At 31.3% G+C, this 25,929-nt stretch carries 24 protein-coding genes and 1 tRNA gene; 3 read left to right on the forward strand and 22 right to left on the reverse strand.

Going from position 1 to position 25,929, the window contains the following annotated elements; genetic code table 11:
• Positions 1-103 precede the first annotated feature (103 nt).
• The 11 genes from BLV79_RS05240 to BLV79_RS05290 all read right to left on the reverse strand — a co-directional run bounded on the left by BLV79_RS05240 (position 104) and on the right by BLV79_RS05290 (position 11,130).
• On the reverse strand, positions 104-853 hold the full coding sequence (locus tag BLV79_RS05240; protein WP_083354460.1) for an ABC transporter ATP-binding protein: 750 nt from the start codon (positions 851-853) through the stop codon (positions 104-106).
• Positions 854-859: 6 nt separating this feature from the next.
• Positions 860-2,059 (reverse strand): ABC transporter permease, encoded by a 1,200-nt coding sequence (locus BLV79_RS05245; RefSeq protein ID WP_074716829.1) that lies wholly within the window; start codon positions 2,057-2,059, stop codon positions 860-862.
• Positions 2,059-2,997, reverse strand: coding sequence for an ABC transporter permease (locus BLV79_RS05250; protein ID WP_143470215.1), 939 nt, complete (start codon positions 2,995-2,997; stop codon positions 2,059-2,061). The genes BLV79_RS05245 and BLV79_RS05250 overlap by 1 nt, the downstream gene beginning before the upstream one ends.
• Positions 2,998-3,290: 293 nt before the next feature.
• Positions 3,291-3,833, reverse strand: coding sequence for a histidine phosphatase family protein (locus BLV79_RS05255; protein ID WP_074716833.1), 543 nt, complete (start codon positions 3,831-3,833; stop codon positions 3,291-3,293).
• 1 nt (position 3,834) lies between these two features.
• Positions 3,835-4,335: a 5-(carboxyamino)imidazole ribonucleotide mutase gene (purE, locus tag BLV79_RS05260; RefSeq protein ID WP_074716835.1), complete on the reverse strand. Its 501-nt coding sequence runs from the start codon at positions 4,333-4,335 to the stop codon at positions 3,835-3,837.
• Positions 4,336-4,542: 207 nt separating this feature from the next.
• Entirely contained in the window at positions 4,543-6,588 is a 2,046-nt protein-coding gene (locus tag BLV79_RS05265) for an aminopeptidase (RefSeq protein ID WP_074716837.1), read from the reverse strand.
• Between the two features lie 15 nt (positions 6,589-6,603).
• A complete protein-coding gene (locus BLV79_RS05270) occupies positions 6,604-6,927 on the reverse strand; it encodes a hypothetical protein (protein WP_074716839.1) in 324 nt (107 codons plus the stop codon).
• Positions 6,928-6,930: 3 nt separating this feature from the next.
• Positions 6,931-7,401: a VanZ family protein gene (locus BLV79_RS05275; protein ID WP_074716841.1), complete on the reverse strand. Its 471-nt coding sequence runs from the start codon at positions 7,399-7,401 to the stop codon at positions 6,931-6,933.
• A 39-nt stretch (positions 7,402-7,440) separates the two neighbouring features.
• The gene (pyrE, locus tag BLV79_RS05280) at positions 7,441-8,121 is read right to left on the reverse strand and encodes an orotate phosphoribosyltransferase (RefSeq protein ID WP_074716843.1); all 681 of its coding nucleotides are present in this window, start codon (positions 8,119-8,121) and stop codon (positions 7,441-7,443) included.
• A gap of 139 nt (positions 8,122-8,260) precedes the next feature.
• Positions 8,261-10,063 (reverse strand): hypothetical protein, encoded by a 1,803-nt coding sequence (locus tag BLV79_RS05285; RefSeq protein ID WP_074716845.1) that lies wholly within the window; start codon positions 10,061-10,063, stop codon positions 8,261-8,263.
• Between the two features lie 107 nt (positions 10,064-10,170).
• Complete coding sequence (locus BLV79_RS05290) at positions 10,171-11,130, reverse strand: type I phosphomannose isomerase catalytic subunit (protein WP_074716847.1); 960 nt, start codon at positions 11,128-11,130, stop codon at positions 10,171-10,173.
• A 306-nt stretch (positions 11,131-11,436) separates the two neighbouring features.
• Here BLV79_RS05290 and BLV79_RS05295 point away from each other — a divergent pair, with 306 nt between their 5' ends.
• Positions 11,437-12,162, forward strand: coding sequence for a hypothetical protein (locus BLV79_RS05295; protein WP_074716849.1), 726 nt, complete (start codon positions 11,437-11,439; stop codon positions 12,160-12,162).
• Between the two features lie 160 nt (positions 12,163-12,322).
• Positions 12,323-12,760, forward strand: coding sequence for a GatB/YqeY domain-containing protein (locus BLV79_RS05300; protein WP_074716851.1), 438 nt, complete (start codon positions 12,323-12,325; stop codon positions 12,758-12,760).
• An 81-nt stretch (positions 12,761-12,841) separates the two neighbouring features.
• Here the strand turns inward: BLV79_RS05300 and BLV79_RS05305 are convergent, their stop codons facing one another.
• The 5 genes from BLV79_RS05305 to BLV79_RS05325 all read right to left on the reverse strand — a co-directional run bounded on the left by BLV79_RS05305 (position 12,842) and on the right by BLV79_RS05325 (position 18,195).
• Complete coding sequence (locus BLV79_RS05305) at positions 12,842-13,594, reverse strand: DUF389 domain-containing protein (RefSeq protein ID WP_074716853.1); 753 nt, start codon at positions 13,592-13,594, stop codon at positions 12,842-12,844.
• Between the two features lie 236 nt (positions 13,595-13,830).
• Complete coding sequence (locus tag BLV79_RS05310; protein WP_074716855.1) at positions 13,831-16,539, reverse strand: heavy metal translocating P-type ATPase; 2,709 nt, start codon at positions 16,537-16,539, stop codon at positions 13,831-13,833.
• 44 nt (positions 16,540-16,583) lie between these two features.
• Positions 16,584-16,982 (reverse strand): metal-sensing transcriptional repressor, encoded by a 399-nt coding sequence (locus tag BLV79_RS05315; RefSeq protein ID WP_083354462.1) that lies wholly within the window; start codon positions 16,980-16,982, stop codon positions 16,584-16,586.
• Between the two features lie 201 nt (positions 16,983-17,183).
• Complete coding sequence (locus BLV79_RS05320) at positions 17,184-17,510, reverse strand: branched-chain amino acid transporter permease (RefSeq protein WP_029067254.1); 327 nt, start codon at positions 17,508-17,510, stop codon at positions 17,184-17,186.
• 4 nt (positions 17,511-17,514) lie between these two features.
• Positions 17,515-18,195 (reverse strand): AzlC family ABC transporter permease, encoded by a 681-nt coding sequence (locus tag BLV79_RS05325; RefSeq protein ID WP_022748681.1) that lies wholly within the window; start codon positions 18,193-18,195, stop codon positions 17,515-17,517.
• Between the two features lie 127 nt (positions 18,196-18,322).
• Between BLV79_RS05325 and BLV79_RS05330 the strand changes: the two genes are divergently transcribed.
• A complete protein-coding gene (locus BLV79_RS05330; protein WP_074716858.1) occupies positions 18,323-19,738 on the forward strand; it encodes an aminotransferase-like domain-containing protein in 1,416 nt (471 codons plus the stop codon).
• Positions 19,739-19,822: 84 nt separating this feature from the next.
• Here BLV79_RS05330 and BLV79_RS05335 read toward each other — a convergent pair whose 3' ends face one another.
• The 6 genes from BLV79_RS05335 to BLV79_RS05360 form a co-directional block, all read right to left on the reverse strand.
• Positions 19,823-20,308 carry a GNAT family N-acetyltransferase gene (locus BLV79_RS05335; protein ID WP_074716860.1) on the reverse strand — a complete coding sequence of 162 codons (486 nt, stop codon included), beginning with the start codon at positions 20,306-20,308 and terminating at the stop codon, positions 19,823-19,825.
• 97 nt (positions 20,309-20,405) lie between these two features.
• A complete protein-coding gene (locus tag BLV79_RS05340; protein ID WP_074716862.1) occupies positions 20,406-21,257 on the reverse strand; it encodes a TrmH family RNA methyltransferase in 852 nt (283 codons plus the stop codon).
• Between the two features lie 120 nt (positions 21,258-21,377).
• A complete protein-coding gene (locus tag BLV79_RS05345) occupies positions 21,378-22,298 on the reverse strand; it encodes a SufB/SufD family protein (RefSeq protein ID WP_074716864.1) in 921 nt (306 codons plus the stop codon).
• A 13-nt stretch (positions 22,299-22,311) separates the two neighbouring features.
• Positions 22,312-23,037, reverse strand: coding sequence for an ABC transporter ATP-binding protein (locus BLV79_RS05350; protein WP_074716866.1), 726 nt, complete (start codon positions 23,035-23,037; stop codon positions 22,312-22,314).
• 261 nt (positions 23,038-23,298) lie between these two features.
• Positions 23,299-23,383, reverse strand: a tRNA-Leu gene (locus BLV79_RS05355).
• A gap of 357 nt (positions 23,384-23,740) precedes the next feature.
• Complete coding sequence (locus BLV79_RS05360) at positions 23,741-25,663, reverse strand: putative bifunctional diguanylate cyclase/phosphodiesterase (RefSeq protein ID WP_074716868.1); 1,923 nt, start codon at positions 25,661-25,663, stop codon at positions 23,741-23,743.
• Between the last annotated feature and the right edge of the window lie 266 nt (positions 25,664-25,929).

Below are 25,929 nucleotides of genomic sequence, written 5' to 3' on the forward strand. Positions count from 1 at the left end.
TGATTCCTCAAATAACAAAAAGCTACCTTTTTGTATATAATTTAAAATAATTAACACTCACCGTATATATCCATAAGCCTAATTTTTTTTGATATTATTGCATTTATTCATCGCTTTCAATGTGTCCATCCTCCATTTTGATTTTTCTATAGCACATATTTATGCAATTCATATCATGACTAACTAATATAACTGTCGTGTTAAACTGTTTATTTAATTGCAAAAACAATTCCATTATCTTTTGTGTGTTTTTGCTATCTAATGCACCTGTTGGTTCATCGGCTATTAAAATATCAGGTTCGTTTACAATAGCTCTAGCAATTGCAATTCTTTGTTTTTCGCCACCAGACATTAATTTTATTTTTTTGTTTATATATTTTTTCATTCCGACTTTATCGAGTGCCTCAACTATTTTACTTCTTATGTTGACAAAGGAAACACTTTTGTCAAAAAGTAAAGTAAGTGCAACATTGTCGTAAACTGTCATTTCTTCAATTAAAGAAAAATCCTGAACTACAAAACCAATTTTTTTATTGCGAATATTAGCTTTTTGATCTGAAGATAAATTCTCAATATTGATATCTTCCATGAGTACATGACCTGTAAAATCATTGTCAAAGCATCCAATAATATTTAATAAACTAGTTTTTCCAGCACCAGATTCTCCATAGATTCCTACCATCTCGCTTTCATAAAAGTCTACAGAAACATCATCTAAAATCGTTGTTCCGTTGCTGATTTTTTTTATATTTTTTAATGACAATATTTTTTTTCTTCTATCATGCTCTTGTTTTTGCTTAAAATATTGTTTTTGCTTAAGATATTGCTTCTGATTTATATTCCTAATGTTCATAGTATACTATTCCTTCCCAGTCAAATTAATTGTTTTTATCTTATGCGAAATAATCAAACTTGAAATTAACAGCTCTAATAATATTATTACTAGCATTATTATGTTAAATTGAAATCTACGTTCTAAAGAAAATATTTCACCAAATAGATATATAAAAGCCGTTGTAATTATTTCAGGTAAAGCAATAAATCGGATTGTATCCACTAAATATATTCTTCTTATGTCCGAATCTTTCGCACCGACTCTTTTATAAATTAATATTTTTTCTTTCTCCTTATTAATCAAATTTACAAAATAGCCAAAAATTCCAATTATCTGTATAGCAAAAAGACTTATAGCAAGCTCCAACAAAGATTTTAATGTATCAAGTTCGTCTTTTAATATTTGATGATTATAATAAAAAGTTGAATCATTTTCTTCCCGGTTCCTCCCTTTCCAAAAATTCTTCAAAGCTTTTTGAGATCCTTTTATCTGACAAGACACATATATCACATAATCAGAAGTATAGGTTTCCATAGTTTCGGGAAAATTTAATTGATTTTTGTCATCTAGAATTATCATTCCGTTGTTGCATTCATCGACAAAGTTTTTTTGAAAAATAAAATCATTTTTTAATATTCCTATAATTCTAACATTTACTTTTTTTCCATTCCCCAAAGTAATCTTATAAGAATGATTCAATTTATATTCAAACAGCATTTCTCTTGAAACAATAGCCTGAAATTCATTTATTGAGTCATAAGAATTTTGCTCCTTATTAGTATTAAACCACTTTCCAAATAATAAATCATATTTTATATACTTTGCAAAATTTGAATCCATTTTATAAGCAAAATATTGTTTTTGGGTTCCAATTATTGGTATTCGAAAATAACATTTACTGATAAATTCGACTTTATCGTTTCCTTTAGATTGGTCTTTAAGAAACATCTTTAAATACTTTTCTGAACTACTAGCTTTTTGTGTACTTTTATATAACTTTTTCTTGTCCACCTCCTTTATAGGACAGCTAATACAAGAAATATTATTTTTTGCTAATTGATAATATAATTTTTTTTCATTGTAGGAAGTATAAACTTTTGAAAAAATTACAGAAACAGCTATTGTAATTACAACTGTTAATGATAATAAAATCCAGAGTGCTATTCTATTCACTTTCATATAATTTTTATTTATATAAACATATCTTTTATAAGTATTTAACATTACAAATTAGCACTCCTTAATAAAAATATTATCAACATCAGAACAGTTGCAAAATATGCATTTACAACTGTTCTAATAATTATTTTGGTTTTTCTGTCGATTCCAAGTCTAAAGTATATTCTATTAATTGTCTCATTTTGTCGTTTGAACATTTTAACAATATATAGTAAATTTACAATTGACGCGGCAACAGTAATAATGACAAAAACTGAAACCACCAAAAATGTTCTTCCATACTCCAAAGAAGTGTCACTATAATTATTCATAACAGTCTCAATTTCCGAATTATTGTTTAAATATTTCCTCACAATTTTTTCTACATCATAATATACCATTTTATAATATTTTGTAGATTTAATAGTTGCTCTAGCATAATCAATACTACAGTTTTGAAGGGTGAAATTATATGGAATAATTATTTTTTCTTCCGAAGTGTACAAATCAGCAATTCCTACTATTCTATATTTTACAGAATATATGTTGATGGTATCTTTTTTGCCAATTGCATCCCAAACATATTTATCAACTATCGCTATATGTTCCTCAGATTTGATTTCTTTTTCCGTAAATATTCGTCCTGAGATAAGTTTGTCTTCTAAATTGGGATTTAATTTATTATATTTTGCAGAAAAATACGGTCTAACAGAAAGAGATTGATCATTTTCATTGTCACTTTCAAAATCCAATTCAATTGATTCAAAATTAATTTTTTTTACCAAAAGCAAGTCTTTAAAAAAATCTGTAGTATCTTTTATATCACTTATATCCCATAAATTGATGTAGCGATTATCTTCAGCTATTTCAGCAGTTGCCCCTTTATATGTTCTAATACTATATTTTACACAAAAAGAAAGTGCAATAACATTAAGTATTATAATCATATATGATAAATAATTTCTCCTTATATCAAATTGAACTAGTCTAAGTATTTTTCGCATACATAACTCCCTTTGTCTAATCTATTTCAGTCTCCTTAAAGTATAATATTTATAAAATTAATTTTATATATAAATGCATTCAAGGAGTATTATATTATATTATGCAATATTTTTTAAAAAGTTTTCATTTAAATTGGAAAATTTAAGATTAAATTATTAAACCTTCAAGAAAGGGAAATTTAGAATCATTGAATAATGATAACGATGTTTATTACTGACCATGGAAAATCCATGGTCAGATAAAAATATAGTAACTATTAATTAATCTAGCTTTACAAATTTTCGTGAATTATTTACTCAAAATCATATTTTACAACCTGAGCATTCTTTATACCAAATGAAGCATATTCTTCATTTGTCATCTCACAAAAATATGAATTAACCATTCTTGCTATTCCATTATGAGCAACCAAAAGATACGTTTTATCGTCCGATTTTTCTTTCACTTCGTCTAATAGATTATAAATTCTTTGAGCCAACTGTAACATAGACTCTCCTCCACAATATCTATCTGCGAAGTTTGCTTTAGACTTTTTGAATTCTATTCCATCTCTAGCAGTTCCCTCATATTTTCCAAAATTTTGCTCGATTAATCTCTTTTCTTCCCTCGCTGGAATTCCTGTTATCTCAGAAATTATAAGTGCTGTATCTCTTGCTCTTGAAAGTGGGGAATATAAAATCTGATCAATTTTTATTCCACTTTCTAATATCTTTTTTCCAGTTTCAGCTGCCTGTTGTTTTCCAAGTTCTGTTAACTCGCTATCTGTCGCACCACAAATCTTATTTTCAACATTCCAAACTGTTTGTCCATGTCTAACAAAATAAACTGATTTCATATTAGTAATTTTGATAACCTACTTCTTGTAATCTTGCATCTTTAGCTTCTACTTGTTCTTTTAATTCAGCTGCGTATGCTTTAACTTTTTCTAACAAACAATTATCAGATGTTGCAAGGATCTTAGCAGCTAAAATACCTGCATTTTTTCCTCCATTGATAGCTACAGTTGCAACAGGGATTCCTGAAGGCATTTGAACGATGCTATATAATGAATCTCTTCCACCTAAAGATGTTGTGTGCATTGGTATACCGATTACAGGCATTGGGAAAATTGCTGCGCACATTCCTGGTAAATGAGCGGCCATTCCTGCACCTGCTATAATTACTTTAAAACCTTTTTCTTCTGCTGTTTTTGCATAATCAAAGAACACATCTGGTTCTCTATGTGCAGATATAATCTTCATCTCATATGAAATTCCAAATTTGTCTAAAATTGCTGCAGCTTGTGACATTACAGGCATATCTGAGTCACTGCCCATTACTATTCCTACTTGCGCCATTTTTTTCCTCCTAAAACTTATACAAAATTTACGGATAACTCATGGGATATCAATGGAATATCTCACGAGCCCTCAATTTTCTTTATACTTTTGAAAATAAACTTCATAACAAAACGCATAAAGCATATCTACATTTATATAATATACTAATTTATTGTATATTAAAAATTAGTAATTCTTATATTTTTTATAAGTTGGATGCAGCATCTATCCTTCCATCTCATCTAATGGCTCATTTAATTTTTCTGTACCTTGTACAACAAATCTTCCGTCAACAATAATATCTTTATTCTCACCTGTTTTAGTAATAACACTTATACGACCAAGCTCGTTATAAGGTATCGTAATATCTGTATGACAGTTAAAATATGCCTTAGAATAGTCTTCTTTTCGTAAAGCCGATATTTCATTGTCTCTTGCAACAATCGCCTTTTTATCAGGGTTGTAAGTCATATTATCTTCATCGTAGCTGTAACATGTATCACCTACTGCAAAATGAGGACCTGTCTTTTCAGCGATAAGTATTGGCATTTTATCTGCTATCTGATATGTATCTGCCATTTTATATGCAACTGTATTAGTACCGATTGCAAATTCACCCATTGGAAGAGTCTCGTGGTTCATAAGAATATTATCTTTAATATATTTCTTATTATCCTCTTCTGAATCAAAATTAGTACATGTATAGTCGGCAATCATACCATCTTTAAAATCAATCTCTAAATTAATAAATTTCAAACCGTTTAAATACACCTGACTAACATGTAATTTACCTGTTGTTCCTTTAAGCACAGGGCTTGTAAATACCTCGCCTACAGGAATATTAACATCTGCTACACAGTTTTCAAAAATTGTTTCTTTATTAGGGTCGTTTAATTTGTATAAATTGACATACAAATCAGTTTTGTTTCCATTCGTTCCAACAATGTGAGCTTTATCTCCTGTATCTAGTACATCAATAATCTTTTGCTGCATGTCCCTGTAAAAATTATAATCAAGTGTATTTAATCTTACTGTTTCGGCAAAAATCTGTTTATATTTATCTCCAATTGAAGCGATTGGGAAAGCAATAATTGTAAAACTTCTCTCCTCTCCAACAATATATTTATTAACGATTTGAGAAATTTCGCTCTTATTATAGACTGATAATTTCTGCTGTTTTGCATTTAGTTTTACATTTTCTTCTTTTGTTATTGGTGAGAATGGCTCTTCTCCAAAAACTTCAATTACGGCCGGTCCTGCATATCCTCTTGCTTCTTTTTTTATTTTTTCAAACGCACACCTATAACTTTCAAGTCCACGTTCTATAATAGCCTTATCTAACACTATACCCATATCTTCTCTATGATCATAATCAAATTGCTTATTTGCAGGAGTTGAATAAGGTTTTAAAATTGATTTTAGATTTAATTTTTCGAAGTTTTTAATAGCAACTCTTACAACTCTTTCAAATCCAACCGGATATCTGATTTCTGCTTTATCTTTTATTGATAAGTCCTTACCTGTAACTTCAAAACCGATTCTGTATCCTTCCGTATAAGTATCTGCCATTTTTTGAATTTCTTCATCTGAAAAAGTAGCTAAATATCGTGCACTTTCGATTTCATCATTACTAATGTAAAAACCATATTTATATAAATAATCAATTCCATCTTTTGACATATCAATAAGTTTCTGATAGTAATCATATTCCGGATTAATTAATTTATTAACCTTGTCCTCCATAACCACTTCTATATAATCATGTTTGAACCAGTAGTATGAATCCTGAACTGCCTTATAAGTAAAACCTTCCCTATCCTGCATAATTGTATAGATTTCAAGAATTAATTCCTCATAAATACAGATAAAAGTATAATCACCCTGGAAGACTGTTGGAATTATATTAATAACTGATGCAAAAATCGCAGAAAACAGCTGTCCAAAATCTTTTCCAAAAGTTTTTACTGCAAAAGAAGGATTTGCAAAACTAAAATCATAATTTTCTTTTTTGATTTCATCGAAAAGACTATCATTTAATGCCTTGCCTTCCTCAGCTGACATCGCTAGTAATTCTCCACTTTTTTCCTTAACCAATACTTCCTGAAGCTTAACTAAAAACTGTGATATTTTCACAAAAAAAGAAGCATACTTTTCTTCAATTGATACTTCAGCTTCTTTCATGTTTGAAATAGTTCTTATTCTTTCTGAAACTAATTCATATCTCTCTTTGAGAGTCTCATTATTTTTTTTATATAATTCTTTATAGCTCATACAAATCTCCTTTTCTTATAAGAAAAATCCTAATCCATATGTACCACCCCAGCATAATAAAGCAAGGATTGATATTGCCAAAGAAATTCTTGGTAAAATTTTAATTACGTCATCCTCAAAAAAACTTTTAATTGACAGATAAATTGAAAAAAACGTTCCTATCAATGCCAGTACTCCAACACTTCCAAAATATGCAGATAACTGTCCTTTAGCTTTAAATGCAACATAGATAAATGCGAAAAACAATCCTAACAAAAATATAGCTAATCCCAATGCTAACATCGCAAGTTTTGATTGTTTTTTTATTGTAATTTTAAACTTTTTACGTTTAGTGGCCATAATCTAATCCTTTCTTTGTAGTAATCGTTGAATTTTTCTTATTATTGCGTAAGTTTTAAATATAATATAGCCAGCGAATGTCCCTGATGTATTTAAAAAAATATCATCAACGTCAAAACTCCCTATATGATAATGCAATTGTAGCAGCTCAACGCCGAGGCTAAATAGCAACCCAGCGGCAACCACTACAAACACATTTGAAAATTTTTTATTTATTTCTGGAAGAAAAAAGCCAAAAGGTACGAAGGCCACAATATTGCCAAATACATTCAAAATGAAATATTCCATTCCAATTTTGTTTCTGTATTCATAAAATCTCTTTATTTCTTTAAATGGCTTGACGTTGTAACTAAAATGTCTATTCGTCCTTCCCATTGACTCTGCGAAAAACAATAAGTAAAACAAGACAACTATATACACGACAAATATAAAGACGGCGATATAATGTCGTTTACTTTTTTTAGTTTTTCTCATTCTTTCTCCTCCAATTTCCAGCAACATTTAATTAAAAATCTATTTTTTGTAACCATATTTTTCATAGTAATCGTCAATAGCTGCTTTTATTTTATCATCTATAACTACTTTTCCCTGACATTCTTTATTGTATAAATGGTCTGTTACCTCTTCCATTGTTACAATCGCATGAGCTGGAAAGCCGTATTTCTCCTGGATTTCATCTAAAGCGCCTTTAACTCCACCAAGACCAACTTCCATTCTGTTTAAAGAAACCATAAGTCCTTTAATCTCAACATCACCCTGAGCTTTAATAATAGGGAATGTCTCTTCAATTGATTTACCTGATGTTGTAACATCTTCGATAATTACAACTTTGTCTCCATCATGAATGTCACTTCCTAATAAAATTCCTGTGTCACCGTGATCTTTGATTTCTTTTCTGTTTGAACAATAACGAATCTCTTTTCCATATAGTTTAGAAAAAGCAATTGTTGTTGCTACTGATAATGGAATTCCCTTATATGCAGGTCCGAATAGTACGTCAAAATCATCACCAAAATTCTCATGAATTGCCTTAGCATAGTACTCACCTAATTTCATTAACTGTGTACCTGTTACATATGCACCGGCATTCATAAAAAATGGAGACTTTCTGCCACTCTTTAATGTAAACTCTCCAAATTTTAAAACGTTACATTCTACCATAAATTCAATAAACTCGTTCTTATAGCTTTCCATCATAATTCCTCCTGCTAAACATTCTTAAAACAGTTTAAGTCTACCATAAAATTATAAAATATACAACCAATGCCGGGATTTTGGGCGTGTACCTCATTTCTAAATATTCTACAGTGTTATTTGTAAAATTTATATTTTCCTATCTTTTTTTCTTCTTAAGCAAAAATAAAACCACACCCCAAATTACACCTGCAAAAACTACAGCCGAAACTATTATTCCTATATTTCTTTTTGTGCTTTGTGAGCTTGTTGCAGCTGTTTTATCTTTTGGGTTAGACAGAATGTCAGTTGTAAATTCTGATGGTTTTGCAACTTTGTAATCCGAATATTTGTCAACCTTTGAAGCGCCGCTAAAATCAGCCTTTGCACTATATGTTTTTACAGTTACAACATATTTGCTGTCGCCTTTTACATAAACAGTTCCGTCTTCGCCTTTAATTGTCACTATTTTACCTTCTGAATCTACAATTTTTCCTTCAGAATAAAGATTCGTAACCTTGCTGTTATCTGTAACTACCCATGTTGAATCTGATGATATATATACATTGCATTTACCATCTCCGCCTGTTCCAGCATTTGTCTCATCATCAACAAATGAACCGGTCAACTTCGAACCATCCTTCATATAAAAGTTAAGATTGCTGATTGAATCATAGACAACCTTGCCCTTCATTTCCTGTTTGCTAGCTGTAAACTTACAATTTGCTCCGTTTTTGCCAGTCTGGCCCCATCCTCTCTTGTTGGAATTTCCGGTTGCTCGTAAAAAATAATCACAATCATCTGAATAATTTATTTTTACATCACTTAAAATAAAAGTGCTGTCAGTATTAGTCGTGTAGAAAATCCCGCCATTTCCTGATGTAAGCGTTCCACCTACCATCTCAAAGGTTCCGTTTCCTTCCTGTGAATCTCCTGACATGCTCTGATAAACAATTGCCGTCCACGTGTTATCATTTTGCTCATTGTCTGGCATGTTTCCTTTAAGATTAGAATTGAAAAGACGTATCGTGTTTTTTCCTTCAAGACAAATTGCTTCTGAATTAGTAGCATTTAAGGTTGCATTGTTAACCGTAATGTCAGCTGTGGAGTAAATGGCAGGTGAACCAATTCCATTAGATGTATAAGTTCCTCCATCGACTACCATCGTTCCTCCACCTCTGTCGCTTCTGATTGCAGCAGATGATTCGCCGTTTGTTGTTACGTTAAGTCCCCATGCATAGAGCTTTCCTCCACCTGCAACATGAATTCCACCTGAAGTATCTTGCTTTGTATTAATTGTTGATCCCTGCGCATATATCACACCCTTATTATAAGAAAAAATACCAGCTGCTCCTGCTGCATCAGTTGCAATCGTTCCTCCGTTAACGTAAAGTTTACCACCCTTATTTAAAATTGCAGCACCGACTCCGTAAAAAGAAGACGTATCGCCACCTGTGGACTTTGAATTCTTTCTTGTGACGTTTGCATTATTTAAGATTGTTTTTGCTTTTGTCACTAAAATAGCATTCTCATCCATTCCTGTGGACTTATATTGTCCATTTGTTTCTGTAGAATTCTTAGTCATCTTTTTGACTGCTGAATATTTGATGTTGGTGTTTGAAGCTCCGTCTGGTGCCTGGCCACTTGGTGGATTTCCATCTGGTTTTGCCGGTGGAATATGATTACCTGATGTCTGACCATCTAGTGCCTTATCGTCTGGTGCCTTATCGTCTGGTGGATTTCCGTCTGGTTTTGCTGGTGGAGTCTGTCTCGTCGACTGATTATTTGCTAATTGATTGCCAACTGCTTTATCACTATCTGATGAATTACTTGTTTTACTTGATGTAGTTACCCTTTTGCTCGATGTTGAAGCTACAACTTTAGTAGTTGGTGTTCCACTGGTTGCAATCGCAGTTGCCAGTAATATAGAAAAAACTCGTTTAGAAATCTTATCATACCTCATATTATGTACCCTCCAATCTCTTGGTGTATAAAACTAATTATTAAGTACATAATAGAGGCATTATGTGAATTTTAGATGATTAAAAAATGATCTTTTTATTAAAAGAATTATACTGTCGCTGCTAAAGCTTCAAATTCTCCTGTCACTTCTAAGCTCTTAACATCGTTTGGAACTAACATACAATCGCCTTTTTTAACAGCAATATCATTAATACTTCCTCTTCCTTCTGTTACAAGAAGTGTTAAAAATGAATATTCTTGTGATATTTTTTTAGATGTTGTTGTGTTCACATTCAATCTGAAAACTGTATATCTGTCACATTTAAAAATTTCATTTAAATTGTTTTCTTCACACATGTTTTCGATTTCGTTTGCCCCAATAACACAATCTTTTACATCAGCAGCAGGCACTTTAATAACATCTATACTTTGCTTTATGTGTAACTGTCTTTTTTGGCCATTTGAGAGTCTGTCGTAATCATACACTCTATATGTAATGTCGCTGTTCTGTTGTGTTTCAAGAATTAAAGTTCCACCTTTTATCGCATGAACTGTACCTGGATCAATCTGGATAAAATCCCCCTTGTGAATTGGAATTTCTCTTATAAAATCGCTCCATTTTCCTTCTTCTATCATAGTTTTTAATTCATCTTTTGTCTTTGCATTATGACCTACAACGATTGTAGCATCCTCATCACAATCTAAGATATACCAACATTCCTTTTTCCCTAAAGAATGATTTTCATTTTCATCAGCATATTTATCATCTGGATGAACTTGAATACTTAAATCATCTTTTGCATCAATTATTTTTATTAATAGTGGAAATCTATCAGAATCAATATTTCCAAATACTTCTGGATGTTGTTCATATAAATCACAAAGTGACATTCCTTCATACATACCATTTTTTACAATACTTGCATTATCTTTAAAAGCTGATATTCCCCAGCACTCACCTACATCTTCTCCTGCTTCATCAAAATTAAATAATTCTCTAATTCTTGTTCCACCCCAAATATTGTGTGTACATTTAGATTTTAATAACATTATCTTTTGGTCTTGCATAATTTTGTTTTCTCCTTATCTCCATAAAAATATTGCCTTTTTAATTTGGCTGTCATAAAATTTTTTAAATAACGATGGGAATCTTTTAAAAAGTCTAGTAATTTTTTTATTATATATTAAAAAGTATCCTCTAATATTTTATTACATTTTTTATTTCTGTAAACCTTTTAATTTCTAGTCAATTAGTTTTTATAGCTATCTCTATTTTTTTATTGTACTTGCCTTCTTTACCTTTTTTATGATATGATTTTTAAAGGTTTTTTAATTTCGGTTGAAACTCAAATTAATTACAAGGAGGTACTAAAAATGTTTCCAAGCGAAAAGGCCAGAAATAGAGCAATGGCTCTTCAAAAATCCATTCCTCTTATTTTCAAAATACTTGCAGGTACTGGATGTTTTATCTTTATTTTAGGCTTACTATTAAAAATCAATAATTATTCTATGACTGGAAGAGTTTACACTAATATAAACGGTGTTGAACACACTTCATACAGCGTATTTTATCCTGGAACTTTTATTATGATTTTTGGAATTGGTCAGTTTACTATTTTTCTTATTCTACTATTAATTAGAAAATTATTACACACACACAAACCAAAGGACGATATTGCTTTTCCTATTTCTTCAAATTACTATACACCTTTCAATCTTTTTAACAGCGTTAACACAATCGATTCAAAATACTTAGTTACTGTAAATGGAAATTGGATTGATGTCACTTACAATTTTCCTATGAATTCTAATTACAAACTTTCTTCAGATGGAAGGCTTAAATATTATAAATTATATAGAATTAATAACAACAGAACGTATGACGAAATAGATTGTTTGTTTTACAGTAATGCTAACTTATCTAATAACTTTAATTCTAACCCTAACACTACAATCCTTGCAAAGCATGTAAAATTTGGTAAGTTCCGTTATAGATTTTCAAATAAAACCTTCAACGGTCAATCGTATACTATTGATACTAAAAATCTCACAAATTATATGCGCAAGTGGTTTGCGGAAAGGGGTTATTCTGAAAACTAATACTAATATAAAATGTAACTAGTAATACGATCTAATAAAGCATTTTCACATTATCACTTTATACAATAATGGAATTTATACACACTGTACTTTATTTTTCTCATATGCTAGAATATTTAATGTAGACTTAATATATTAAATCATATGAGGAGGAAGTCTAATGAAATTCGAAGAATTAAGAGCCGAAATGATTAAAGCTATGAAAGCTCATGACAAAAAAAGAAAAGAGGTTATCTCTTCTTTAATTTCTGCTTCAAAGAAGATTGCTATTGATGAAGGAACTAGAGATGAAATTAGTGATGAGCAAGTAAATCGCGCTATCAGTAAAGAATTACGTATGGCAAAAGAACAATTCGATGGATGCCCAGCTGAACGTGCTGATTTAAAAGAAGAATACGGATTCGTTGTTTCTGTTATCGAAGAATTTGCCCCTAAAATGTTAAGCTTAGACGAAATCGAAGCTTTCTTAAATGAAAACTTTGCAGAAGTTATTGCAACAAAAAATAAAGGACAAATTATGAAAAACGTTATGCCTGCATTAAAAGGTAAAGCTGACGGAAAAGACATTCAGCAAGTAGTTTCAAAACTTATTGGTTAATTAATTAGCTGTTAACTAATAAAAAAGTTGAAGTTCGAAGAAATATTTGTTGTAAATATGAATCTTCGTTCCTCAACTTTTTTATTTTATATATAATCCGTATAATGCCAGAATACTTGGAATAATTATAATCATTGAATTTCTTAACATTCTTTTTCTTAAACATAGCCATTGTTCGTCAGTTAGTTCTTGAACTTTTGGTACTTCTAAAATTGATAATACTATCGCTGCTGATAAAAAAATAAAATATGCATTAATAACAAACAAATACAATGCGCCCAACAACATTGTTATCTTTCCATTTGCTATTGAATAGCCACATGTACATAGTGGTGGCATCAACGCAGTGGCAATCGCTACTCCCGGTATAATATTGTTTGCTTTGTCTTTTCGGGTTTGGCCAATGATTCCAGCAATGCCGCCAACAACTGCAACTAAAACATCAAAAAAAGAAGGCTGTGTTCTCGCTATTATTTGTTCCGTGGCAGTTTTTACCGGAGACAATAAAAAATAAATTGTGGCAGTACATACGCTTATTATTATCTGAAACATTAATCCTATTATATGTAATTCCGTCAATTTAAAGTTTACAGATTCTATTCCATAAGCAATTGCCAATAAGCTTCCCATCAATGGTGAAATCAGCATAGCTCCAATTATAACTGCAACAGAATTCGTATTTAACCCAACCGATGCTATAATGATTGAACAAACCATAACACTCATATTAGTTCCAGTTATTTTTCCACCTGACAATATTCTATCCCTTATTTCATTATGAGTTGCTGCATCTTCTGTTATCGAAAAACAATCATGAAGTATTTGTTTTAACATATTTCATTCCTCATTTTATTGTTATTTTTTATCAATTATCTACTACTAATTTATCGTCATTTTTCTGGAAAAAATAAATTCTTATCAAGTCATTTACTTCTAACATGGACTTGCATTTTTAATCAATGGACCACTCAGAAGACCAACTTGATATCTGTTTTAAAAAAAGGAACCGATTTTACTCGATTCCTCTTGATATTCTAAACTATTTTCAATTATTTTTTTATAATTTTCCCTTAATTCAAAGGAGTATATCCTTCTTCTTTTATTGCCTCGCATAATGTGTTATCATCCACTTCTTTTGTTAATGTCACTTCAACTGTTCCTTTTTCGTGGCTTGCAACTACGCTTTCTACTCCATCGATTTTTTCTAATGCCTTCTTTACATGATTCTCACAGTTGTGGCACATCATTCCTTCTACTTTAATTGTTTTTGTCATTTTACTTATACCTTCCTTTTCTTTATTTTTTTCATAATTATTTTGTGTAATATTTGTTTCCTGTGCTTTTTCTGATATTTCTTGCGTTATATTTGTTTCTAAAGTTTGCTTATTATTTTTTTGACTCGAAAAAAGTTTTTTAGTTACCAAATTTAATCTTAACGCATTCATACATACGCAAAAGCTAGACAAGCTCATTGCTGCTGCTCCAAACATTGGCGTTAATGTCCAACCTGTGATGCCGATCCATACACCTGCTGCAAGCGGAATTCCAATGATATTATAAATAAATGCCCAAAACAGATTTTCATGAATGTTACTTATTACTTTTTTACTTAGTTGTATTGCAGAAACAACATCAGAAAGGCTACTATTTACCAAAACAACATCAGCCGCCTCAATTGCGATATCCGTTCCAGCACCAATTGCTAAACCAACATCAGCCTCTGTTAACGCCAAGGCATCGTTTATACCATCGCCAACCATTACAACTACTTCGCCTGAGTGTTTGTACTCTTTTACAACATCTGCTTTTTGAATTGGCATAACATCTGAAATCACCTCATCAACTTCTGCTGTTTTGGCAATATATTCTGCTGTTTTAGCATTATCACCAGTTAACATAACCACTTTTAAGCCCATTTTTTTAAGCCCATTAATGGCCCTAGCACTATCCTCTTTAACTGTATCAGACACTAAAATAACACCTAATATTTCGTCTTCCCTAGAGAAAAACAATGGAGTTTTACCCATTAATAATAACTCATCTACATTATTTTGTAATATAAAATCTTCATACTTTTTTGAATCAACTATGTGCTTTTTAACATATTCGCCTTTTGTTGCATAATACATCACACCGTTTATTCTTGCTCTTATTCCGCTTCCAGACATTTCTTCATATTCGGTTATCAAATGACTTTCGTCCTTCACACATCCCTTATTTTCCTTAGTTTGGCAATAATTTACAATTGCCTGCGCTAATGGATGTTTTGAATCTTTTTCTAATAAAAATGCAATCTGTAACAAATCCTCTTTAGAAAACTCCATTGACATATTAGTGTTTAAAATACAATTTGTTACCCTAGGTTTGCCTTCTGTAATCGTTCCTGTTTTATCTAAAATCACAGTTGTTGCTCGACCTACTGTTTCTAGAGCTGTTGCAGTTTTATAAAGAATTTGGGTTTTAGCACCAATTCCATTTCCAACCATTATAGCTACCGGGGTTGCTAATCCTAATGCACAAGGGCAACTTATTACAAGCACTGTAATTGCGTGCGTAAGGGCTGTTCCCACGTCTGCCTGTAACCAAAAAAGCCATACAAATGCTGTGATTAGCGCTATCACAAGTACGACCGGAGTAAAAATTCCTGCAACTTTGTCAGCTATTTTTGCGATAGGTGCTTTACTTGCTGCGGACTGACTTACCATTTCTATCATTTGAGATAAAGTTGTATTCTGTCCAACTCTTACAGCTTTACACCTTATAACACCGGAAACATTTACCGTTCCAACTGACACTTCATCTCCGCTTGCCTTATCAACCGGGATGCTTTCGCCCGTGAGTACAGACTCATCTATTGCACTTTCACCTGATACAATTATACCATCTACGGGTATTTTTTCTGTTGGTCTTACCAAAAAAATATCATCTTTTCTGACTTCGAATGCATCAATTGTTATTTCTTTTCCATTTTTTATGACGGTTGCTTTCTGAGGAATCAAATCAAGAAGCCCCTTTATCGCATCTGTTGTTCGACCTTTTGAATACGACTCTAATGTTTTACCAATTGTGATAAGTGTTAAAATCATTGCCGCAGATTCAAAATACAAATTATCCATCATCTTAGCTGCTTTATAATTCTCAGAAATCGACATATAATATGTCATTCCATAAAGCACAATCACTGAATATATAAATGAAATTCCAGAGCCCATTGCGACCAAGGTATCCATGTTTGGCGAACCATGCATTGTGCTTTTCACTCCTGAAATGAAGAAATTCCTATTTATCAGCATTACGACAATTGCCAGTAACATCTCTGTTATTCCGATTGCAATATGATTGTTATTCATAAAATAAGGGAGAGGAAAATTAAACATCATATGTCCCATCGAAACATACATCAAAGGCAGCAAAAACAAAACTGATTGAAATAGTCTTTTTTTCATTTTGGGAGTAGTTGTATCTTTAAAATCATCTCGCAAATCAACTTGTGCGCTATATTCATATTCGGCCGAGTTACTTCCGTCTATATCTCTTCCCGTTGTAGTGCATCCGCTTAGGCTATTTTCTGCTGAATTGCTTCTTTTTTTATAGGCATGATATCCTGCATCTTCAACTGCTTTACATATCACAGCATCATCGACAGCTCCATCTATTTCCATTGAATTCGTCAAAAGGCTGACTGTAACATCATTAACACCTTCAACTTTTTTAACGGCTTTTTCGACATGAGCAACACATGCAGCACACGTCATGCCCTCAACTTTATATTTTTCCATTGAAATAATTTCTCCTTTCCATGTATTGCCTAAACATTTAAAAATTATTTCATTAGTTTTTGAATTGTTTTTACTAACTCATCTATAACCTCTTCGTTACCTTCTTTGACGTTTTGTATTACACAACTCTTAATATGATTAGATAATAAAACCTTGTTAAAACTGTTAAGTGCTGATGTAATGGCCGAAACTTGAGTTAAAATATCTACACAATAAACTTCATTTTCTACCATCTTTTTAACGCCTCGAACTTGTCCCTCAATGCGAGAAAGTCTGTTGTATAAATCCTTATATTCTTTTTCTGTTCTCTTCTTTGTCTTGCCGGTTACAATCAATTCTTCATTATTTGATTCAACTGTGTTGCCACTTTCTAATTTGTTTTCTGAACAACAACATTTTTTTAATTCTGACTCTATTTCTTTTTTATTATTTGAATTTGGCATGATATAATTCACCTCTACTCTTTAATTTTACACAACTTCATATACCCCACTGGGGTATTTTTAATATAATTATATACATCTAACAAAAAGAAGTCAATAAATATATCCTTAAATATATCTACTGACTTCTCTTTACTATTTCAACAATTCTGTTTAACTCTATAATCTTTTCCTTATATCTAACTATAATCTAGCTTTTACTTATAAAACACATTGAACTAAAAACATATAAAAAATTGTTCCACCTGCTATTGGAAGTAACATATCTTTACGCCAATAATACAATCCAATCACAACTAATGATGCTAGCATTTCTGGAATTCCGTGTGTTCCCGTTAATACGTGAACATCTTTTAAACTATAAACGACTAACAATCCAAAAACTGCTGCCGGTAAAACCGTTCCCAAATATTTCACGTATTTAGGAGTTTCTTTTCCTGCTGGAAATAAAATAAATGGTGTAAATCTAGTTATCATCGTTCCTACTGAAACAACAAAAATTATTATTAATTTTTGAAATAATGTCATAATGTTACCTCACTATATATTTTTTCATACCTGTCAAAATCAAAACTATAAGAATCATAGAAGGAATAATGAATTGAGTTTTTCCTAAAAAAATCAAACACATAGCCGATACAACAACTCCAATAATTGCACTTATGTGATTGTCTTCTTTCCCCCACTGATTCATAAAAATCACAATAAACATCGCTGTCATTACAAAATCTAACCCTTTAGTGTTAAATTTTAAAATACTTCCAAAAAGCGCTCCAATTGAAGCTCCAAAAATCCAATACATATGATTCAATACTGTCACCCAAAATAAAAACCATCCTCTATCGACATCTTCAGGTATATCAGCTGTATAGTTTATGGAAAAAGTTTCATCACACATTCCAAAAATCACATATAATTTTTTCTTACCAATGCCACGATACTTATCAAGCATAGATATTCCATAAAATAAATGTCGTGCATTAACCATAATTGCAAGCGTTATAGCTTGTATTGGATTAAAAATTCCAAGCATAAGATTAGCTGCTATAAATTCTACTGATCCTGCAAATACAACCGCACTCGTTAAAATAGGAATCCACGCTGGAAATCCTAATTTTACCATATATATTCCTAACGTCATTGCCAAAAACAAGAATCCTGCAAAAATAGGAATTGTCTGTGGAAATGCCGCTTTTAATGCTTTTATTCTCAATTTTTGTTACCTCTTTTCTAATCTCTTTACTTTTTGCAGAATCAATCGTATCATTATATTTACATACAATCAACAATTAAATTGTATGGATTACAATTTAATTATTAAAATGACGGAGGACCATAAAATGCCTATTAATTCTTTTGACGATTATTTTTTGTCATGGAAACCAGATAAAAAAAATATAAAAAAGCCTATTTATAAATCTCTCGCTGAACTTCTTGAAAAAGATATAATCGGTGGAGTGCTTCTTCCGAACACTTTATTACCACCACAACGCGAACTTGCAGATTATCTTGATATTAATTTTACAACAGTTACAAGAGCTTACAAATTGTGTGAATTAAAAGGTTTAATTTATGCTGAAACAGGAAGAGGAACTTTCGTATCTCCAAGTGCTTCAAGCAAAATAACTATTTCTTTAGAGCACACTCCTTCTCAGACAATTGATTTAGGATTTGTAAGTTCTTTTGAGCGATACAATTCATTGATTTATGACCACGTACCACAAGCCTACAAAAAGAATTCTTTTTCTGCCCTTTTAACATATGATGATCCAACAGGAATACTTTCTCACAAGAAGGCTGCCCTCAAATGGTTAAATACCTTGCAATGTTATCCTTCAATTGACAACCTTGCAATCACTGCCGGCACCCAAAATGCTTTAACTATCTCCTTACTAGCACTTTTTTCGCCCGGAGATTATATCGCAGTTGACTGTTTCACATACCCTAACTTTATAGCACTTGCTAAAATGTTAAATATAAAACTAATTCCTATCAAAAGCGACAATAACGGTATCATCCCGGCCGAATTAGAAAACCATGCCAGAAAAAAAAGACTAAAAGGTCTCTTTATCGTTCCTTCTTGTAATAATCCTACAACGATTGTTACTACTGATTTTAGGAAAAGACAACTTGCAGAAATTGTAAAAAAATATGATTTAATTCTTATAGAAGATGATATTCATGCTTTTTTGAATACTGACGTTATTCCTAATTACATGGGGCCAATGGCTCGATACGCTCCTGAACAAAGTGTTTACATTTGTAGTTTATCTAAGTCTATCTGCTCAGGTTTAAGGATAGCCTACCTCGCTTACAGTACTCCTTTTAGGGAAAAAATACTAAACGCTCTCTTTAATGTAAATGTCAAAACATCATCATATAATGTTCAGCTCGTCAGTAGCCTGATTAATAATGGAGTTGCTGATGAAATTGTAAAAAGAAAAATAGAAACCGCAAAAATTAGAAATGATATCTTCAATGATATTTTTTACTATGCTCCTCAAAATGGACACCCTCTTAGTTTTTACAGATGGCTACCTATCTCTAGTAACAAACCTGGCCGCGAAATAGAGGAATATATGCAATCAAACGGTATAAAAATATATCACTCTGACCGTTTTGTTTGTGGTTCTACCAACAAAAGTAACGAACATTATATAAGAGTTTCATTATCAAACCTTGACAACGACGAATCTTTGGCTAATGGATTAAAACGCCTAAAAATGGTTTTAGAAAATGGGCGCATTATCATATAATAATTATTGTATAATATAAAACAAAATAGTTAAATAAAAAAATAGGCTATCAATTGATAGCCTAACTATGTTATGAAAAATATATTACAGAACATATTCCATTACTGTTTCTTTTGGTTTCATGCCAATTTTTTCATAGAACTTTCTTGCGCTATTGTTACCCTCCCAAACACAAAGAGTAACTTCATAGCACCCTATTCTTTTTGCTTCTTCTTTTACAAAATCAAAAAGCTTCTTTCCTATTTGCTTTCCGCGACATTCCTGATCAACGCATAAATCATCAATGTACATGATTTTGTGGGGCAACATAAATCCTGAATCAGATTCTGAATCATTTTTTTTACCACCCCTTATCTCACAAAATGCATATCCTTGTACTTCATCTTTTTCATCAACATAAACATACACTGGACGCATATCGTCAGAAAAAATATTCTTTATTTCATCACTTGTATATTTTGTTTTCCCTGACACAAAAATGTCTGGTCTTATAGAGGCATGAATCTCTAACACTTCTGATAAAAGCTTAGTAACTTTTGGTATATCCCTTTCCTCTGCTCTTCTAATCATTTTTCCTCTTTTCTAACAATAAACTGTATTTTCATAAATATTTTTTAATTACATGTCATGCTGTTGCAAAAACTACTATCGTCTTCTCAGGTAACTTCTATTTCACACGAAGCTCCCAAAAAGCTACAGCACTTGCTGCTGCCACATTCAATGAATCTACACCATGATACATTGGAATCTTAATTACATAATCACACTTTTCAAGCGAATCTTGTGATATTCCGTTTCCTTCATTTCCCATTATAATTGCTAATTTTTCTTGTTGTGCAAAAATCGGATCTGTTATATCTTTTGATTCTTCCTTAAGTGCCAATGCAACTACTTTATAACCAAGTTCATGGAATTTATCTATATAGCCCTCTTTGGGGATAAAAGTCCATGGAATCTGAAAAACAGTTCCCATACTTACCCTCGCTGAGCGTTTGTAAAGAGGATCACAGCTATCATTTGTCAAAACAATACTGTCAATTCCAAGTGCCGCTGCAGAACGAAAAACTGAGCCAATATTAGTTGGATTTACAACACTTTCTAATACTACAATCCTTCTATTATCTGCAATTAAATTTTCAAATTCAGGTAGATTCTTTCGACGCATTATGCAAAGCATTCCTCTAGTGACTACATAACCTTTTATCCGAGATAAAACTTCTTTGCTAGCAGAAAAAATTTGAACAGATGTTTCATCTTGCACTTCTTTTAAAACTTCCTGCACTTCTTTAACCGCTTCACTAGTTGAATCTTCACACAAATAGTTTTCTTCGATCAAAAAGCTTTCTACTTTATAGCCAGCTTTAAGGGCCCTTTTTATAACTTTAGCACTCTCACAGATGAACACACCTAACTGCGGTTCGTAAATATGTGCTAATTGTTTTTCGTTGTAGCTGATATATTTACTTATCCTCTCATCTGTGAGACTTGTAATTTTTTTCACATTAAAATTATATGCCATATTGATTCTCTTTTTTATTTATTTTATAAATTATACATTCTGAATTTATACATTCTGAATTGTTACTCATAATTATTTTTGAAGCATTTTTTATCACTTATAATAAACACCTCAAAAAAATTATTTCAAGAAACCTGAAATAATCTGTTCTTCTGCTTCTTGCTCTGTTAAACCTAATGACATAAGTTTAATTAACTGGTCGCCTGCAATTTTACCAATTGCTGCTTCATGAATAAGTGCAGCATCAACATTGTTAGCATCAAGCTTAGGTACTGCTACTACGTGAGCCTTATCCATAATGATTGCATCACATTCAGCGTGACCGCTACATACTGTATTTCCTACGATTGCTGCCTCAAATATTTGCTCTGATTCATTTTTTGCAACTGAACGAGATATAATATCTGTACTAGAATTCTCACCGTTTAATTCTACTGTATAAACACTTGTTGCCTTTTGTTTACCATGTGTCATTAATCTCTCATGCACAATAAGTGTAGCATCTTCTGCTAATTCTGCTTTTGTAGTTCTTACTGTAGAATCAACACCTTTTATCTGAACCATCTCCATATCAACGTAGCTTCCTGCTTCCTGATAAACTTCTGTGACAGGATTTAATATTTTTTTACCTAAGCCATCACCCTGTGCGTAATGCTTTTCTACATAACGAACTTTAGCATTTTTTCCAACGTAAAATCTATGAATTCCATCATGTTGTGAATCCTGATTACCACAATTGTGAATTCCGCAACCAGCAACAATAGTCACGTCTGCATCTTCTCCAATGTAAAAATCATTATATACTGTTTCTTTTATTCCTGATTTGCTTAAAACTACTGGAATATGCACGCTCTCATTTTTAGTTCCTGGCTTAATTCGAATATCAATTCCGCTTTTATCTTCTTTAGTAATGATATCTATATTCGCTGTAGTATTTCTTCCGGCTGATTCTCCGTTTGCTCTAATATTATATGCTCCATCTGGAACTTTATGTAAATCTGCAACTTCCTCTAGAATTTGCTTTTGAATTTCATCTATCATATTATTCCTCTCCTTACATAAGCTTGTCGCATGCTGCCTTAGCTGCTGATGTACCTAAAATTTCTGGAAGAATCTCTTCTTTAGTTCCCTGTTTCTTTACATGTCCATCTTCAATTACAACTATTTCATCTGCTATACTTAGAATTCTTTCTTGATGTGAAATGATAAGAATAGTACCATTAATAGATTCTCTTATATTTTCAAATACACGAATCAAATTTTGGAAACTCCATAAATCAATTCCAGCCTCTGGTTCATCAAATACAGCAAATTTAGTACCTCTAGCTAAAACTGTAGCAATTTCAATACGCTTTAATTCACCACCTGATAAAGAAGCATTTACTTCTCTATTAACATAATCTTTGGCACATAAACCTACTTTTGATAAATATTCACAAGCTGCTGACACAGATAGCTTTTCCCCTGCAGCTAATCTAAGAAGATCAATTACTTTGATTCCTTTAAAATGCACTGGTTGTTGGAAAGCATAACTAATACCTAAATTTGCTCTTTCAGTTATACTCTTTTTAGTTATATCTTCACCATCAAAAATCATTTGACCTGTTGTAATTTCGTTAACACCCATAATTAATTTAGCTAATGTTGATTTTCCACCACCGTTTGGGCCTGTAATTACAACAAATTTACCATCTTCTATATTAAGATTTAAATGATCAATGATATTAATTTTTTGATTATTTTCTTCTACTTGATATGTAATATCCTTAATCTCTAGCATTTCTAATTCCTTTCATAAATCTTTTAATACTTTATCTTTTTTATAAAAAAGCTCAAAGGCTCTAACTTCTATTATATATTAGAAACTTAGAAATATAAATAGTAATTTAAATGTTTTTTGATGTGTATAATTGCAATCTAGGATTAGTTTTATATTTTTAATATGGGTAAAAAAATCGACACGATAATGAAATCTATTCTGAATAAAATATAATCCGTCCTAAGTAAAAAGTGAATAACGGAATCTGTCCTTTAATAAAAATGCAGAAAATGGGATTTGAACCCACACAGTAATAATTACTACAGGTACCTGAAACCTGCGCGTCTGCCAATTCCGCCATTTCTGCATAAACTACGCTTTAATTTTATACAATTCTTTAAAAAAAGTCAAATCTTAATCTAACAAGAAAAAATAGAAAAATAAGGATTTAGATAAGAAAAAAATTATAAAATCTGTCAGAACAAAATAAGAACAGCCCCTATGTCGTGAGGCTGTTCCTTATAGATAGTAATTTAATGATACTATAAACTATATATATTTTTTTTTTAAGGTATGTATTTTGTACATAGAATATAGTATTTTAATGGGATTAATAAAATTATTTTATTTATAATTTTTGTTGTCTTTTTATAATATTATTTATTATGCGTTTTGTTTTTCTGTCTATATATTTTATGTCAAATGATTAAAAATAAATTTTTATTTATGTTTGAATAAATGCTGTATATTTTCTATTGTAATGTAAACCTTTTAAGTTATTTTTAGTCATAATATTAGTATAATCTTGTCGTTTGTTTTTCTTGGCTATCAAACCATTTTTTGATCGTTTTTTGGGTGGTACAATTTGTTTAATTCTTGCAGCAGAACTATCAGCATTTTTTGCAATAAAGGATATTAATTTCTTATCAAAAGGTCTTGGTTTACCTAAAAAATATCCTTGAACTTTATTGCATCCTATCGATTTTAAATAATCATACTGTTCTTTTGTTTCCACCCCTTCAACTAATGTATCAATTTCGAGCTTCCTAGCCATTTCGATAATGGATGCTACTATTTCTTTTGACTTAGGATTCGACTCAAAGTCTTTTAAGAACAACATGTCAATTTTTAAAACATCAAAATTGTAATCCTTTAATACATTTAGTGAAGAATAACCGCTTCCGAAATCATCCATCCACACTTCGTATCCCTGTGACTGAAAGAATTCGATTTTTTCACGTAGGTCTTTAGTATTTTCTGTTAAGACACTTTCTGTAATCTCAATATGGAGTAAATGTCTTGGTATGTCATTTGCTTTTATTTCTGTTTCAATTATGTTCGCTATATCACAAAGTTCAAAATCTAATCTAGACAAATTAACGGATACCGGAACATAAGGTATAGATAAATCTTTTAATCTCTTAATGTCCTGACAGATTCTTTTAACCGTATGAACATCAATTTTGTGAATCAATCTATACTTTTCTAGTACTTCAATAAACTCACCTGGAGAAAGAAATCCATATTTTGAGTCAATCCATCGCGAAAGAGCTTCAAACCCGCATAACTTACCAGTTTCCGTACTGAATACAGGTTGATAATAAACTTTTACTTCATCATTTTCAATAGCCCTATCAATGTTATCCACAATATATTTTTGTTTTTCTAAAACATATAAAAGCTCCTCATCAAAGAATCTAACTGATTGATCGAATTGTTTCTTAATGCTGTCGCACGCTATCTTAGCCCTATCACACGCAAGACTTACATCTAATTCACCATCCGATATTACATAGATTCCTGATTTGATTTGAATTATGTCACCGTTGGGATACGATTTAAGATAATCACTAAGATGTGATAACCTCTCTTCAATGTCATCCTCTCTAGTAACAATTGCAAAGTGATCTTGCCCAAAATGTGCAACTAAATCCTCTGAGAATAAGTGTTGCAACGATGCAGCCATATATCTCAATAACTGATCTCCCTTTGAAAAACCATACCTTGCATTATATGCTTTAAAATTGTCAATATCTAGATGAACAAACGCTGTACAATGATTTTCGTAAATATTTTGAACCACTACATTAGGTGCTAACTCTCTGAAAAAAATCATATTTGGTAGCTTTGTCAAAGGATTAATCTCTCTAGAAAAACTTGATACGGCTTTATCCTTTTGTCTGCGATAATCCTCAACATTCAAAACTAAAATGTATGCACATAGATGACCTTCTTGTGATTTGTATAACATATAATTAGTATGAATCCAGATTACTTTTGATTTTACCAAACACTCAAGCTCAATTTCATCAGATGTAATGCCCTGTCTATAACGGTTAAACAATACATGTCTATTAAAAAATAAACTAACTGTATCCTTTCCTGTAAATAGTACTGATTGTTCAATTACAGCTTTTAATATTTGATCATAATCTTGTTTCTTCCCTGGCACAATTTCATTTAATTTATCGAACTGACCTACATGCATTCTAAGCAATTTATTTTCTTCTAAATCTACCATGAATATTGCTGAGTTATTAATAAACTCCTGATCAGAATAAAAACCGATTATGTCAGAAAATCTCCGGCTGTTTAGCCATTCAATAATAGGTTCTTTAAAAATAACTTCAATAAAACTTCTTTCCATTATTGCATTGCTTTCTTTCTCATAACATCTAAAACATATTTGATTAAGTGACTGCTTCAGTATACGACACATTAATCATCAAGTCAATATGATTTCTATTATTTAATACTTTCTTAAGAAACTGGTTATATTTATAAAAATATTATAAACTTAGAGCCTTAAGTAGATTATTTTTTTATATAAAGGTTTTATTTTTTTATTATATTCCGATATATAATTAAGAAAATAAGTTTTTTGAATCTTATTTTTTAGTTTGGTTTTAAAGT

This window comes from Lachnobacterium bovis DSM 14045 (assembly GCF_900107245.1).
Taxonomy (GTDB): Bacteria; Bacillota; Clostridia; order Lachnospirales; family Lachnospiraceae; genus Roseburia; species Roseburia bovis.

Excerpts from the sequence above, each read along its gene's own strand:
- BLV79_RS05240 (WP_083354460.1), bottom strand. The coding sequence starts at position 853 with ATGAACATTAGGAATATAAATCAGAAGCAATATCTTAAGCAAAAACAA.
- BLV79_RS05245 (WP_074716829.1), bottom strand. The coding sequence starts at position 2,059 with ATGTTAAATACTTATAAAAGATATGTTTATATAAATAAAAATTATATG.
- BLV79_RS05250 (WP_143470215.1), bottom strand. The coding sequence starts at position 2,997 with ATGCGAAAAATACTTAGACTAGTTCAATTTGATATAAGGAGAAATTAT.
- BLV79_RS05255 (WP_074716833.1), bottom strand. The coding sequence starts at position 3,833 with ATGAAATCAGTTTATTTTGTTAGACATGGACAAACAGTTTGGAATGTT.
- purE (WP_074716835.1), bottom strand. The coding sequence starts at position 4,335 with ATGGCGCAAGTAGGAATAGTAATGGGCAGTGACTCAGATATGCCTGTA.
- BLV79_RS05265 (WP_074716837.1), bottom strand. The coding sequence starts at position 6,588 with ATGAGCTATAAAGAATTATATAAAAAAAATAATGAGACTCTCAAAGAG.
- BLV79_RS05270 (WP_074716839.1), bottom strand. The coding sequence starts at position 6,927 with ATGGCCACTAAACGTAAAAAGTTTAAAATTACAATAAAAAAACAATCA.
- BLV79_RS05275 (WP_074716841.1), bottom strand. The coding sequence starts at position 7,401 with ATGAGAAAAACTAAAAAAAGTAAACGACATTATATCGCCGTCTTTATA.
- pyrE (WP_074716843.1), bottom strand. The coding sequence starts at position 8,121 with ATGGAAAGCTATAAGAACGAGTTTATTGAATTTATGGTAGAATGTAAC.
- BLV79_RS05285 (WP_074716845.1), bottom strand. The coding sequence starts at position 10,063 with ATGAGGTATGATAAGATTTCTAAACGAGTTTTTTCTATATTACTGGCA.
- BLV79_RS05290 (WP_074716847.1), bottom strand. The coding sequence starts at position 11,130 with ATGCAAGACCAAAAGATAATGTTATTAAAATCTAAATGTACACACAAT.
- BLV79_RS05295 (WP_074716849.1), top strand. The coding sequence starts at position 11,437 with ATGTTTCCAAGCGAAAAGGCCAGAAATAGAGCAATGGCTCTTCAAAAA.
- BLV79_RS05300 (WP_074716851.1), top strand. The coding sequence starts at position 12,323 with ATGAAATTCGAAGAATTAAGAGCCGAAATGATTAAAGCTATGAAAGCT.
- BLV79_RS05305 (WP_074716853.1), bottom strand. The coding sequence starts at position 13,594 with ATGTTAAAACAAATACTTCATGATTGTTTTTCGATAACAGAAGATGCA.
- BLV79_RS05310 (WP_074716855.1), bottom strand. The coding sequence starts at position 16,539 with ATGGAAAAATATAAAGTTGAGGGCATGACGTGTGCTGCATGTGTTGCT.
- BLV79_RS05315 (WP_083354462.1), bottom strand. The coding sequence starts at position 16,982 with ATGCCAAATTCAAATAATAAAAAAGAAATAGAGTCAGAATTAAAAAAA.
- BLV79_RS05320 (WP_029067254.1), bottom strand. The coding sequence starts at position 17,510 with ATGACATTATTTCAAAAATTAATAATAATTTTTGTTGTTTCAGTAGGA.
- BLV79_RS05330 (WP_074716858.1), top strand. The coding sequence starts at position 18,323 with ATGCCTATTAATTCTTTTGACGATTATTTTTTGTCATGGAAACCAGAT.
- BLV79_RS05335 (WP_074716860.1), bottom strand. The coding sequence starts at position 20,308 with ATGATTAGAAGAGCAGAGGAAAGGGATATACCAAAAGTTACTAAGCTT.
- BLV79_RS05340 (WP_074716862.1), bottom strand. The coding sequence starts at position 21,257 with ATGGCATATAATTTTAATGTGAAAAAAATTACAAGTCTCACAGATGAG.
- BLV79_RS05345 (WP_074716864.1), bottom strand. The coding sequence starts at position 22,298 with ATGATAGATGAAATTCAAAAGCAAATTCTAGAGGAAGTTGCAGATTTA.
- BLV79_RS05350 (WP_074716866.1), bottom strand. The coding sequence starts at position 23,037 with ATGCTAGAGATTAAGGATATTACATATCAAGTAGAAGAAAATAATCAA.
- BLV79_RS05360 (WP_074716868.1), bottom strand. The coding sequence starts at position 25,663 with ATGGAAAGAAGTTTTATTGAAGTTATTTTTAAAGAACCTATTATTGAA.